Origin of the sequence: Prevotella sp. C561 (assembly GCF_000224595.1) — a bacterium.
GTDB lineage: Bacteria > Bacteroidota > Bacteroidia > Bacteroidales > Bacteroidaceae > Prevotella > Prevotella jejuni.
Window position 1 is genome coordinate 29,650 of sequence record NZ_JH114158.1, and the last position, 13,651, is coordinate 43,300.

12 protein-coding genes and 2 pseudogenes are annotated in these 13,651 nt (G+C 44.6%); 3 read left to right on the forward strand and 11 right to left on the reverse strand.

The window, feature by feature from the left end:
* Positions 1 to 429: 429 nt before the first annotated feature.
* The 9 genes from HMPREF0666_RS14635 to uvrB all read right to left on the reverse strand — a co-directional run bounded on the left by HMPREF0666_RS14635 (position 430) and on the right by uvrB (position 10,505).
* Complete coding sequence (locus HMPREF0666_RS14635; protein ID WP_009013155.1) at positions 430 to 1,179, reverse strand: hypothetical protein; 750 nt, start codon at positions 1,177 to 1,179, stop codon at positions 430 to 432.
* A 116-nt stretch (positions 1,180 to 1,295) separates the two neighbouring features.
* Complete coding sequence (locus HMPREF0666_RS14640; RefSeq protein WP_009013156.1) at positions 1,296 to 1,763, reverse strand: hypothetical protein; 468 nt, start codon at positions 1,761 to 1,763, stop codon at positions 1,296 to 1,298.
* Between the two features lie 90 nt (positions 1,764 to 1,853).
* Positions 1,854 to 2,321, reverse strand: coding sequence for a nucleoside deaminase (locus HMPREF0666_RS14645; protein ID WP_009013157.1), 468 nt, complete (start codon positions 2,319 to 2,321; stop codon positions 1,854 to 1,856).
* 23 nt (positions 2,322 to 2,344) lie between these two features.
* Positions 2,345 to 2,983: an HD domain-containing protein gene (locus HMPREF0666_RS14650; RefSeq protein WP_042856468.1), complete on the reverse strand. Its 639-nt coding sequence runs from the start codon at positions 2,981 to 2,983 to the stop codon at positions 2,345 to 2,347.
* Between the two features lie 184 nt (positions 2,984 to 3,167).
* Positions 3,168 to 4,109: a 1,4-dihydroxy-2-naphthoate octaprenyltransferase gene (gene menA / locus HMPREF0666_RS14655; RefSeq protein ID WP_009013159.1), complete on the reverse strand. Its 942-nt coding sequence runs from the start codon at positions 4,107 to 4,109 to the stop codon at positions 3,168 to 3,170.
* A gap of 24 nt (positions 4,110 to 4,133) precedes the next feature.
* Positions 4,134 to 6,533 (reverse strand): putative porin, encoded by a 2,400-nt coding sequence (locus HMPREF0666_RS14660; protein WP_009013160.1) that lies wholly within the window; start codon positions 6,531 to 6,533, stop codon positions 4,134 to 4,136.
* A complete protein-coding gene (locus tag HMPREF0666_RS14665; RefSeq protein ID WP_009013161.1) occupies positions 6,534 to 6,764 on the reverse strand; it encodes a hypothetical protein in 231 nt (76 codons plus the stop codon).
* A gap of 46 nt (positions 6,765 to 6,810) precedes the next feature.
* Complete coding sequence (locus tag HMPREF0666_RS14670; protein WP_009013162.1) at positions 6,811 to 7,764, reverse strand: DUF4468 domain-containing protein; 954 nt, start codon at positions 7,762 to 7,764, stop codon at positions 6,811 to 6,813.
* Positions 7,765 to 8,459: 695 nt separating this feature from the next.
* On the reverse strand, positions 8,460 to 10,505 hold the full coding sequence (uvrB, locus tag HMPREF0666_RS14675) for an excinuclease ABC subunit UvrB (protein ID WP_009013163.1): 2,046 nt from the start codon (positions 10,503 to 10,505) through the stop codon (positions 8,460 to 8,462).
* A 149-nt stretch (positions 10,506 to 10,654) separates the two neighbouring features.
* Here uvrB and HMPREF0666_RS14680 point away from each other — a divergent pair, with 149 nt between their 5' ends.
* The 3 genes and pseudogenes from HMPREF0666_RS14680 to HMPREF0666_RS14690 all read left to right on the forward strand — a co-directional run bounded on the left by HMPREF0666_RS14680 (position 10,655) and on the right by HMPREF0666_RS14690 (position 12,314).
* Positions 10,655 to 11,479 carry an outer membrane protein assembly factor BamD gene (locus HMPREF0666_RS14680; RefSeq protein WP_042856469.1) on the forward strand — a complete coding sequence of 275 codons (825 nt, stop codon included), beginning with the start codon at positions 10,655 to 10,657 and terminating at the stop codon, positions 11,477 to 11,479.
* Positions 11,480 to 11,513: 34 nt separating this feature from the next.
* Positions 11,514 to 11,856 (forward strand): annotated as a pseudogene (locus HMPREF0666_RS14685) (DNA-directed RNA polymerase subunit omega).
* A 5-nt stretch (positions 11,857 to 11,861) separates the two neighbouring features.
* Positions 11,862 to 12,314, forward strand: a complete 453-nt coding sequence (locus tag HMPREF0666_RS14690) for a DUF4293 domain-containing protein (protein ID WP_009013166.1) — start codon at positions 11,862 to 11,864, stop codon at positions 12,312 to 12,314.
* A gap of 140 nt (positions 12,315 to 12,454) precedes the next feature.
* Here HMPREF0666_RS14690 and udk read toward each other — a convergent pair whose 3' ends face one another.
* Positions 12,455 to 13,090 carry a uridine kinase gene (gene udk, locus HMPREF0666_RS14695; protein ID WP_009013167.1) on the reverse strand — a complete coding sequence of 212 codons (636 nt, stop codon included), beginning with the start codon at positions 13,088 to 13,090 and terminating at the stop codon, positions 12,455 to 12,457.
* 346 nt (positions 13,091 to 13,436) lie between these two features.
* A pseudogene (locus tag HMPREF0666_RS18235) lies at positions 13,437 to 13,651 on the reverse strand (uracil-DNA glycosylase family protein); the annotation flags it as partial.

Consider the following 13,651-nt stretch of genomic DNA (forward strand, 5'->3'; position numbering starts at 1 on the left):
CGTCTTTTAGAAGCCAAAAAGAGCATGTATTGGGTTTGAGATGTACAAAAATAATTTACAAACATGATTTAATAAGGGAATAAGCAGGTTATAGACGACAGATAGACATCACACCTAATTACATTTATCGTATAGTTTACCCCCCTCCTTATAAAACAATCTTATTGGAGGTAAGCTTACCATGTATATGGATTAATCTCATTCTTTTAACAATCTACACATTTAACGGAAGAACTATAAATAAGGGACTTCCTCAAAGCTATATGCCACTAACTCATTTCAAGACAATTCTAAGAAAAATACTTGAAAGCCGTGATCTATTCATATCCGGATATATGTCAACGATTTCATTAGCCTCCTCATAGCCTCATCGACAGCCCTTCCTCTATAACCATATCCCCTCTTTGAACCCTCTACACCAGCTTTCCACTATTTCTGTTCATTCTTATTTGGCACAGCGAGTCCGTCATTTACCTCTCCAGTTAGTACTATCAGCGAAGCCTTATATTTCCCTTTTGGAATCCTATCTATCACCGCCTCCCTATATCCAGTAGGTAAGAGACCACCCGGAAGCCATAGTACATTCGCCCCAACCTCGTTTCCCGACGCCATTCTCAACCTCAGTTTCTTTGGTTTAGGAATGTCAATTCTTACCAACACCCGATGTTTCCATGCCCCAGAAGGGATTCCCAACTCATGTTCAATACATGATAAGTCACCATGACTCTTTGTCAAGACGCTATCCATCTCAGCCTTTGTCATAATAAACTGACTGTTATCAGCTTTCCCGATAGAGTCACCATCGTATCGTTCTAACATCGCTTTAGAAACGATACAAGAAGCACCACCCTTAAAGTACTTTAGGTGTCGCCTGATATATCTGCGTTTCAAATAGCTTTCTGGGGCAGGTCGTTTACCCTTAGGAATATTCAGTATGCTTATTCTCGACATCCCCCTACGAAAGTATTTATCTACGAGACTTGCTTTATTAGCATAATAATAAGCGGTAACTTGCCTATCTGTATTCTTCCCAAAGGCCTCCGTTGCTGAAGAATCACGCACCGACAGACACCGTGCTGTGTCTTGAATTGACGTGTATTGGCCATACACTGGCTGTCCCAACCCCACGAGGAAAAGGAGAAACGACATTAAACTCCGAAACAATCTTTTATTACTCATACCTATCTGATACACTTTTTTATCCTATAACACAAATCCTTCACAACCCCTCTGAACACACAAGAAGAACTCTTCTCATCAAAGACACCTTCTTCTTAGACCGCATACTATCTCGCTTAAAAATTATTCTTACGATAATGAACAACCTTACCCTGTTGGTCTGTTACAATGGTTAACGTCCGTACCCTGCGACAACCAGACATACGATAGACGTTATAAGCTGTATTTGGCAGCAATGGCAGACGATGAAGTAACAACGTATCGTCATGCAAAACAACACGGCAACAGGCGGGGAGATTATTGATATCAAGGACAGATGGATTGTAACTATCATACCAAAAGGCGTGTATATTCTTATTATAAATGACAGAGAACTTATCTGCAGCATCTTCACTGCTAAAGTTTAAGCCCCCTCCACAGACACAGCCCTCCTCTACAGAGAAAGTCTGCTCCCGTAGATTAAAACGAAGACCATCACCATCATAACATCCATGCATAAACAACAAGACAAACTCTATCAGTAGTGTCGAGACAAACACCGTGATAACTAAGGTCCTTGTTATTCTTATCTTTCCTCTCATCATCACCCTTTTAGCAGATTAACCGTTGTGCTAACGATATGAAAAAAATCAATGCGACAGCTATGTGCGACATTGACTCTATGGTTAGGGACGCTAATATTCCGTTTTATCCAGCTTCTCATCCCACAGCTGAAACACCTTTATCGCCTCATCACGCAGCAGTATTTCAGATGGTTTCTTGCGATACTGCGGTGCAACCTCTATCTCTTGATAGATGAAATCATCATCAAATCCGATGTTAGCAGCGTCCTTTCGGTCGTTAGCATAGTAAATCTTATCGAGATGCGACCAATAGATAGCACCCAAGCACATAGGACAAGGTTCGCAAGAGGTATAGATGTCACAGCCTGAAAGGTCGAATGTACCCAGCTTCTGACAGGCTTTACGGATAGCAGATACCTCTGCGTGTGCCGTTGGATCATTCTGAATCGTTACACCATTACTACCTTCTGCGATGATCTCACCCCTTCGAGCAATAACAGCCCCAAATGGTCCGCCACCATTACGTACGCTATCAGCTGAGAGCTCGATGGCCCTTCGCATTAAAGCTTCGTTCGTCATATCTTTTAATCTGTTCTTATCTTTCATTTATCTTCCTCTCTTATCTGTCGATAGATACGGTCGAATACTTTTCTTAATGCCGTTTCGTCATCTATCGTCTTACGTATCGTCTCAAGATTCTTAGCATTCGGAGAACCTGGTATCCATAGCCTCAGATAACCAGAACGCCCATATTTCTCCTTCATGTGATCACGGAAACGCAGCCACATATCGTTATCGTCCTTCTCTGGATAGTTCTCTATCCCAAAGAGAATGGCACGAGAGAAGACCACCTCTGGCTCGAGGTCGCGATCAGCCTCAGCCACAATCTTCCCATAGATACTACGTGGAACCCGCGAACTGCTGGCACGATGGTCCTCAACAGCTTCCTTCATAATCTTTATCTGTTCGGTAGAGAACCATTTACGAAGGCGTTGGTCAGCAACGAGAATCTTACCACTCGTGAGATGATGGATGGCCCGTGGACCCTCCATACCAAGGTCGTGATAGGCCGCAATGACATAGACCATATTCACGTCGGCACCTGTCACGGCTGCTAAAGCAAGCGAACTCTTAATGACACGTTGTACATGTCCGAGTCCATGACTCCGTCCGAAGTCATTGTATCGTGGAAGTATCTGACGTTCCACAAAGGTCATTATTTCAAGATTGGGTTGTTGCATTGTTGGGTGATGGGTGTTGGGTATTGGGTGATAGGTGTTGAATGTTGGGTGATGATGAATGGAGATGGGTGGGTGATGGGTGTTGAATGTTGGGTGATGAGGAATGGAGTTGAAGGGTGAGGGGTGTTGAATGTTGGGTGATAAGGAATTGTGATAATAACAGGTGGGGTTTGGCGGGAGCATTTTACATGCTAACGATTGCTATTGCGGTTGCTATTCCGTAGAGCAGCATGTTACGGGCTGTCTGTGCCAAGATGGTGTTCAGCTCTTTGCCCCACTTTATCTTCTTCATTCGCATGGCTGTCTTGTAATGCAAGAAACTATAGGGTAGGAAGAGAATGAACAAGAATAAGAAGGTGAGAAGACTACCGCTCTCCCCTGAAAAGAGAAGAAGAAGCAGCTGAAGGTAAGCGACAAGCCCTAAAGCTAAGTAGAGCCTTTCTGCCCTTCCCTCACCTATTCGTACGATAAGTGTTATCTTTCCGTCACGTTTATCGTTCTCGCTGTCACGATAGTTATTGACAACAAGGAGGGTATCTATCACACATCCGCATATAACTCCCGACATAATCACTTGAAGACAAAGGGCTTGTGAATGATTGGGCAGGATGACGTAGGTCGTAAAGACTACTGGGATGATACCAAAGAAGACTAATACCAGTACGTCTCCTAAACCTAAATAAGAGAAATAAGTGGTATAGAGAAAAGCGAAAAGGACGCATACTCCTCCTACGACAATCATCTCCCAACCACCAAAGAAGATGAGTGGGAGTCCTACAAGACAAGCCATTACAGAGGTGATGACGAGCCCCAGCCGCATCGCAGGGAGCGTTATCCACCCTTCCGAACAAGCCCGCTTCGGTCCTAAACGTGTCGTTCGATTGTCGTTACCCTTTATGCAATCGAAGTAGTCATTGATGAAGTTGGAGTCTATTTGCATCAGAAAGGCAAAGAGAAAACAAAGTATAGCAGGCAAGACCCGAAAGTCCTCCCCGCCACCTAACCTCCAAGCCCATGCCGTACCTATCATCACAGGCACCATAGCACCGGTGAGCGTCTTCGGACGCGCAGCCAGTATCCATGCTGCAAGACTGTTGGTTGTTATGTTATTGTTCTCTGTTATCACCTTAATCCCTTATTCTCTTGATGATTAATTGAAGAAGTTCCAGCTAATACCGAACTGTAACAATCGCTGATTGAGAGGATAGTGAGGTGTATAGAAATACCTTCCTCCATCCCCACAGTTCACATGTGTAAACATTATAAAGAAGCGAGTGTGTTGGAGTTGGAAGTTCGCATACGCATTAAGAAGCGGATAATTACCAATCTTCGTACGACTTGCCTCCGTCTCTTGTATGCCGAAGCTGCCTATGCCCGGTATATATTCAGGAGCATAATAGTTCGTGAAGTAACGACCATCTACACCAAGGTCAACATCCAAGACACGTGCTATTCTAAATCGAATGAAGAGGTTACTATAAGCGTTGAAGGTCGGTACAGGGAGTATATCTTCCTTACTTGATTTCTGTAAGGTCAGCACGTTCTGCCAATTAAAGATACCCAATCGGAAATCCTGTTGGAGCTGTACTGTCAGCAAACTAATAGGACTGCCCGACTGACGGACGTTCAGATTGTTATGCTGAACAAGGTAGTTATCACCACTCTGTACACGGTCGTTCTGTATACCAAAGTAGGTATAGTTCTTGAGAACATCATAACCTACACGCAACTTAGTGCGCGTCTTCTTCAGAGAGAACTCACCCAAAAGACGAGAGTGTATCTCCTGACCGAGGTTATTATCCCACATGTAATGCTTACCAAAGTACTGACCCATATAGAAGGAAGGGGCAGAACGATGGAAGAACGCCGTCGCAGCCAACTGAACAGTATCTCCCAAGAGCGGGAAACCTAAGTCGGCATGGCCATCCACATGTACTTGTCCGGCACGACTACCTGCCACCCACGCCTCAGCACTCACGTCATAATGGAAGGTCTTACCCTGTGTCTTCAACAGCTGACCACCCACAGACACGTCGTGTTGGTTCCATGTCTGCTCACCATTATATAGGGAGACAGTAGCACCCGATGGCGTTGCCATAGAAGGAAGCGTGTAATGACGCAACTCGTAAGAGACAAAGGCTTTCAGACCAGCTTTGGCCCACTTGTTGAAACCCTCAAGTAGTGCGAGGGCAAAAGTATTCTTCAATGCCCAGTGCTTTGTCGTGTCATAGATAGAATCATTCGCTGCACTACCATAGTTAAAATAGTTCTGTGCATAGAAATCCGTCGGAGTGTCGTAGGCTTGATAGATACGACGATAGTTATCAAAACGTAGGGTATGGATGAAGCTCGTCACTGGCACATACTCATCCTTCATCCATTTCTGTGTAGAGTCCTTAGCCAAAGCGTCCTTTTTCTTAAGGTTAGCCATCTGTGTAGAGTCTTCCAAGTTCACCGTCATACGGTCGCTACCACTCACAGTGGCCGTATCCTTCTTCGCCTGTGGTACATCACCAGCAATCACAGCATCGTCTGGACGCCCAGCAGAACGCTTCGTCTTGTCGTATGCCTCTTCGTCGAATTTCTCTCCTCTCGCCTTTGCCTGTCGTCGAGCCTTCTCTTTATCCTTCTCCGCAGCCTGTGCTTTATGCGATTTAAGGGCAAACTCCTTCGCCTTAATCTCCTCTGCTGTCATTGGCACCTTACGGAAGAATCCGAGGCTATAACGGTGATTAAAGAAGACGTGTTGATTGTCGTTTCTATTCCAATTCTGCTTTAGCACGGTTGGTATCTCCTCTTCGCTATAACTGTCACGGAACGACTCTGGATGCGTGATATAGGCATCATTGGTGATACCCCCATTCTCAGCAACCTTCTGATGATTAAGAGATAGGAGCAAGTGAGCCTGATAGCGTTCGCCTAAATAGCTCCCCCACATAGAGTAATTAAAGAGAGAAGTACTCTGACTACTATAATATCCGCGTCCATAAAGGTAGTCGAACTTGAAGCCAAAGCCCCATTCTTTACCCGCATTAACTGCGAAGAGAGCCTTAAAGCGGTCTTCTCCGTTGTTTCGATTACCCGCTGTATTATAGGTAAGAACCGTTACCGGCGAGAGTGTTGAGGTGAACTGGAAGTTACCAGGCTGCACGATAAACATACTATACGGGTCGAGGAAAAGGAACTCTGACGGTAGAGCGCGATCAATAAAGATACGGTTCTGACGTGGAGAGCCAAGGTTTCCCAATACATTATACTCCCCTCGCAAGCCAGTGGTCAGCCCTTCATTCATGAACATATACGACAACGTGTCAGGAACAGCAGCCTTGCGGTCGCCGAAACGTTCGTCTATTGTCCACACCTTCGTCCCTCGTGGTATCTCTTTATGCTGACTTTGTATAGAGTCAGAGCGCCCTAATTTACGATTATTCCTATAGCCATCAGCCGTAAACGTACCGTCATCATTCGGCATAGAGGTATCATCAGTCTGTGCCAGGGCAGCGTTAGCCACGAGCACAAAAAGCGCAAATAAGAAAGTAAGTCTCTTCATTTAACGAATAAAACGGAGTAGGCTTTCGATCATCTTAAAGACCATCGATGCAAGAATTATTATTATACCGGGTGTGTTTGTATCGGCAAGTAGATAGACAGCCACGCCCACAACGGCCCCAACCATAAAGATGATGTTAAGCCATTGACGGATAGGTAGGAACCTGTCGTTTATCTCTTGCTTACGACGTCGGTGTTCTGGACGACGTGCCGTACTGTTTTCTATTTCCATCTTCTATCTATATTCTAATTTCATTAAGCGATGTGTTGCATGCAGACTACTTCAAAGCCTGTGCAAAACCATCAAAGATTGCGTTCTTACGGTCGACCGTTGCACGACGAAACTTACCTGATACAGGCAAGAGACGAGTATGTTTTTTGTTCACAGCATACTTATCTGTAATCCATTGCTCTGCTGACAAGTCAGACACATTACCCTGAACATCATAGCGATAAGTCAGACGGTTCATCGTCAGCGTGGCCTCTCCGTCACGGCAGGTAGCCTGCAAGACATAATTAAACTGGGTGAAATCGAGTGAAAGGAACGAAGAAGAGAAGATTAACTTCTCACGTATTGTAGCCACAATGCTATGCTCTCCCTTGTTAACCAAGGCCACCTTACTACCTTCTAACTGGTTCTTATCCTGCGTCAACGCCGTCAGATAAGCAAAAGCCTTATCGTAGAGTTCGTCAGCAGTAGCGCCCGGCACACTTATTGTCTCCGTCCACATCACCTGTCCGTTGACCTCTGGTATGAGTCCTTTCTGTAGATAAATATCCTTGTTAGCCTTGCTATCTGTGTCTACATTCTTCGTACGCACGGCCGCTGTTGCAGCTGTCGTCGGAACGACCCATGCGTCAGACGTCGTATTACCCACCGTGTTTGTGGCAGTATTCGCCTTCGTCGTAGTAGTCTTCGTACCCGTCTGTGCCTTATTAGCAGCCTCACGCAGTGCGGCAGCCTCCCGACTCAAGCGTTCGGCCTCAGCGTTCATCTCAGCAATCTTCTTCTCCACTTCGCTTGCTTTCGCCTTGTCCTCAGCCTCTTTCTTAGCTTTGGCTTCAGCCTCCGCCTTGGCTTTTGCAGCATCAGCCTTAGCCTGTTCCAAAGCAGCCTTAGCCTCTTCTAACTGGCGCTGTGCCTGCTCTAACTTCTGTTCTGGGGTCAGTGTGGTCTGTGCCAAAGCCATCAAAGGGATACACAGAAATAGGAATATCAACGTTCTCTTCATAATCACAAACTTTTATCTAATGATAATTTAACAAGCAAAGATACAAATTATTGTTTGCTTTATCGAACCTTTCGATAAGTTTTTATCTTTTTTTTATTGCTTTCTGCTATTGATTTATAGGCTTCATCCGCTTTTCAATGAGCCTTAACGCTGGTTTTTCTATGGGAAAGGAAAACTATTCTCTATTTCTTTCTGTGACGTTCATGGGGCAATCACAACACGCTTTTCTAATTTCAGGAACGTCAACAATGTTGTAAAAAATCATTACATAGAACCAATGCGGATACCCTCAATAGAGGAGTAGCACATGAGTTATAAACAAACTCATAACACACAACAAATCAATACATTACAAACTGCATTTAAGAACATGCCCTTCTTGCATCAAGAAGGGCGTTTCCTTAATGCAAGAAGGGCATGTTCTTAAACGGAGAAGGGCGTCTTCTTGACTCTTCTCTGGCCTCTCTTCGAAGAGAGAAGGCTGTGGTTAGCGAAATATCCTTACAATTCCTATCTGCACGTTTAGCGTTCTTTCTTCTTTTATCCGCTATCTTATAGGGGCACCAAGGCGGCTACGCTGTTCCCTGTTAGGGAGAGGTTGGGGAAGAAGTTACCCATGACAACGACACGTTCAGACACAACACAGAATCGTTTAGAAATCTTCTCGCTCTACGCATCACGTCAAAGTCGATACGTTACTTGCCTTCCAACTCCTTTTGCAGACGGATAATCTCGTCACGATACTGTGCTGCTTGGAGGAAGTCGAGGTCTTTTGCTGCCTGCTTCATAAGGGCAGTTGTGTTGGCAATACTCTTCTCCAACTGTGCCTTACTCATCTTCGCAACAATCGGGTCGGCAGCATAGAGGATATCATCATTAGGCTCGACGTAGGCTTGTCCTATATTCTTACTGATAGAAGCGGTCTGTGAGGTGACATTTGTCTCACCGCCCACTGGCAGCGTACCCTTAATAGCCTTAACGATTTGCTGTGGTGTGATATGATTTTCTTCGTTATATTTCAGCTGTTTCGTACGCCTACGTAAGGTCTCGTCGATGGTCTTCTGCATGCTCTCCGTAACAGTATCGGCATACATAATCACCTTTCCATGTACGTTACGTGCCGCACGTCCGGCCGTCTGCGTCAGACTTCTATGACTACGAAGGAATCCCTCTTTATCGGCATCAAGGATGGCCACCAAAGAAACCTCTGGTAGGTCTAATCCCTCACGCAACAAGTTGACACCCACAAGGACATCATAGATACCCACACGGAGGTCGTTGATAATCTTAATACGGTCCAAACTGGCCACATCACTATGGATGTAAGCCGTTCGGACATCATGGTTCAGCAGGTATTCGGTAAGCTCCTCGGCCATACGCTTGGTCAGTGTCGTCACGAGGACACGCTCTTCTTTCTCGGCACGGATAACGATTTCGTTCATAAGGTCGTCTATCTGATTTTCAGAAGGACGCACCTCAATCTCCGGATCGAGCAGTCCCGTCGGACGAATGAGCTGTTCGACGACAACGCCCTCAGACTCAGCTAACTCGAAGTCGGCTGGTGTGGCTGACACATAGATAATCTGATGAATAAGGCTATGGAACTCCTCAAAACGCAACGGACGGTTGTCGAAGGCAGCAGGAAGGCGAAATCCATACTCGACAAGGTTTTTCTTTCGCGCACGGTCGCCGCCATACATCGCTGAAATCTGCGGTACGCTGACATGGCTCTCATCAATCACCATGAGGTAATCCTGCGGAAAGAAATCAAGCAAACAGTAAGGTCGCATACCCGCCTCTCGCCCATCGAAATAGCGTGAATAGTTCTCGATACCCGAACAATGACCGAGTTCCTTAATCATCTCAATGTCATACTCTACTCGTTCCTTGATACGTTGTGCCTTGATATGGTCGCCTACCTCGTTGAAGAAGTCAACCTGTTTCACTAAGTCATCTTGTATCTGACGGATCGCCCCTTCAGTCTGTTCCTTAGATGTAACAAAGAGATTGGCAGGGTAGACCTCATAGGCATCAAAGGTAGCAAGGCGATGGAAGTCGACAGCATCCACCTCCTCGATAGAGTCAATCTCATCATCCCACCACGTGATACGCAGGACATTATCGTTATAAGCCATTGCTATGTCGACAGTATCGCCCTTCACACGGAAGTTACCACGCTGTAGTTCGATATCATTACGCATGTAGAGTGCATCTACCAAGCGACGTAAGAAATCATTACGGTCAATGACTTGACCCTTCTTAACGGAGATGACGTTCTCTTTCATCGCTACTGGTGCTCCCATACCATAGATACATGAGACGGAAGACACGACGATCACGTCCTTACGCCCTGACAATAAAGAAGATACGGCAGACAGTCTGAGCTTATCAATCTCGTCATTAATAGCCAAGTCCTTCTCTATGTAGGTGTCAGTCACAGGCATATAAGCCTCAGGCTGATAGTAGTCATAATAAGAGACATAATACTCCACAGCATTATCAGGGAAGAATCCTTTCATCTCCTCATAAAGCTGTGCAGCCAAGGTCTTGTTATGCGACAAGATAAGTGTTGGCTTATTGACATTTGCAATGACGTTGGCAACGGTGAAGGTCTTACCCGAACCCGTCACACCCAAGAGCACTTGGCTCTTATCGCCACGCTCCAGTCCGTCTGTTAGTTCCTTTATTGCTTCTGGTTGGTCGCCTGTCGGCTTATATTTCGATGTTAGTTTGAAGTTCATTTCCTATACGTCAAGTGAATCAATCTTTGCTTGCAAAGATATAAAAAATCGCTGATAATATACAATTAATAGTGATTTTATGATAAAAAAGCATACCTCCTTTGCGTATTTATAGAATAATATGTAACTTTGCAGTTCAAAGTCAAATTATGAAGAAAAGAATTTTCGTTGGCATTTGCGCTGCCTTACTCCTGACCAGTTGTGCTCAGGAATATAATAAAGTCTATAAGACTACGAACAATGCCTATAAATACGAATTTGCAAAGGAATGCTTTGCAAAGGGGAAATATGGCTTTGCCGTTCCTCTATTGCAAGACCTTGTAATGGTTGAAAAAGGTACGGATAATGCGCAAGAATGTCTTTATATGCTGGCTATGGCGGAGTATGGACTGAAAGACTATCAGGCTGCTTCTGAGACATTTAAGAAGTATTACCAGACCTATCCACGTGGACAATATGCTGAGATGGCATCGTTCTACATCGGACAAAGTCTTTTCGAGGGAACGCCAGAACCACGTCTTGACCAGACACCTACCATCGCTGCGATTGCTGCCTTCCAAGAGTATTTGGACATCTACCCTAATGGTAAGATGAAAGGGACGGCCCAACAGCGACTCTTCGCCTTACAAGACAAGCTCGTTCGTAAGGAGTATCTTAATGCGAAGTTATACTATAATCTTGGCTCTTACTTTGGTAACTGTACCAGTGGCGGTAACAACTATGAGGCTTGCATCATCACAGCACAGAACGCTCTGAACGACTATCCTTATAGCGACTTACGTGAGAAATTCGCCATACTCGTTATGAAGAGCAAGTTTGAACTGGCGCAGATGAGTGTCGAAGAGAAGAAGGTTCAACGTTTCCAAGATGCCGAAGACGAGTGCTACGGATTTATCAATGAGTACCCAGAGTCAAAGGAGCGCAAGACAGCTGAGGAATATATCAAGAAGTGTAAGCAGATTACAAAAGATTAAAGAATAACAGACTTATAAAATATAGACAATTAGAATGGATTACAAGAAGTCAAAAGCACCGTCAAATACGGTAACCCGAGATGTTCAGGAGTTGTGGAAAGATACTGGTAACATCTATGAAAGTGTTGCTATCATAGCAAAGAGAGCAAACCAGATCTCGGTTGAAATAAAGCAGGACTTGAGTAAGAAACTTGCTGAGTTTACTTCTTATAACGATTCTCTTGACGAGGTTTTCGAGAACCGTGAGCAGATTGAAATTAGCCGTTATTACGAGAAACTGCCTAAGCCAACACTGTTGGCTACAGAGGAGTTTTTTGGATGGTGACGTTTATTGGCGCGACCCTTCTAAGGATGCTCTGAACGAGGAAGAATATTAAAAACTATGATACAAAGGAAACAAACAATATTCTTGTTTCTGGCATTGCTGGCGTCTATTGCTTGTCTGTGCTTGCCTGTGGGGAGCTTTGAACCCAAAGGGATGGGTACAGAGAGTACGTTGATGAACCTCTGGATAAGCAATGCGAATGGAGGTAAAGACTTTAGTGTGTGGGCTTTGTTTGCTATTCTCTTAGTTACTTGCCCTATCAACCTCTTTGCTATCTTTGACTATCATAATCGTAAACGTCAGGCTCGTGCCTGTGCTTTCTCGATGTTGATGATTATTGGATGGTATGTGGTTTATGGCGTTTTCAGCCAGATTTCCATGAATGGGTTTACTTTCCATATTGAGTTCGCAGCCTGTCTACCACTCGTCGCTTTCGTCCTCTTGTGGCTTGCACGCCACGCTATCCTTGCTGATGAGGCCTTGGTAAGAGCAGCTGACAGAATTAGATAAATCTAACACCTTATATAATAAAGATACAGCATCAAAGGGTTTGCCCTTTAATGCTGTATCTTTTTTATTATTGGGCTTATTAGCCTTATTAGCCCAATAAGCCCAATATCTCCCTAAAAAAACAAGCTCTGACTTGCTATTTACTCGCCTTTATCTTCTGGCATCAGTCCTTCGATATACTTACAAAGGATACTGATACCCTTCACATTCTCACCTCCTTGCGGGATGATAATATCTGCATAACGCTTTGTTGGCTCTATGAACTGCTCGTGCATAGGCTTCAATACCTCTAAATAACGCTCAACTACCATTGAGACAGTACGACCACGGTCGATTGTGTCACGCTGAATATTACGGATAAGACGCTCGTCTGGGTCGCAGTCAACGAATATCTTGAGGTCCATCATCTCTCGTAGACGTCTGTTACTCAAAGCCATAATACCCTCAACGATAATTACTGGCTTTGGTTCTACATGGATAGTCTCTGGTAAACGGTTGCTGAGAATATAACTGTAGGTTGGCTGCTCGACTGCTCTTCCCTCTCGAAGCTCATTGACCTGTTTAATCAGTAATTTCCAGTCGAAGGCATCTGGGTGGTCGAAGTTGATTGCCTTACGCTCTTCATCGGTAAGTTCTGTCGTGTCATTGTAATATGAATCTAATGGTACAACAGCCACATAATGAGGAGGAAGACTCTCTACAATTTTCTTTACTACGGTGGTCTTTCCTGAACCTGTTCCACCGGCTATGCCAATGATAGTTATTTTATCCTTCATCTTGATTGATTTTTATTATTCTTAATTATTAGGATTATTAGCCTTATTGGCCCCATCAGCCCTATTAGCCCCATTGGGTTATTGGCCCTATTAGGCCCATCAGCCTTATAAGCCCCATTGGATTATTGGCCCTATTAGGCCCATCAGCCATATAAGCCCTATTGGGTTATTGGCCCTATTAGGCCCATTAGCCTTATTAGCCCCATTGGGTTATTAGCCCTATTAGGCCCATTAGCCTTATTAGCCCCATTGGGTTATTAGCCCTATTGGGCCCATCAGCCATATAAGCCCTATTGGGTTATTGGCCCTATTAGGCCTATTAGTCTTATAAGCCCCATTGCCCTTATTAGCCTAATATCCCCAAATCCCTAAACATCCTTTCGTAATACTCAGCCTTCTTCTCCACCTTCATCGGATAAGCACGGCTACTACTTGGCTCACGGTAAAGGTATAATGTCCGATTCTCAAAAGCTAAAACTCCCTACGATCTCCCATCTTCATCTTTCGTGCATCAATACCATAATGCTCTGTAAAAAACCGTTGTCGCCAACTGACCAGCAG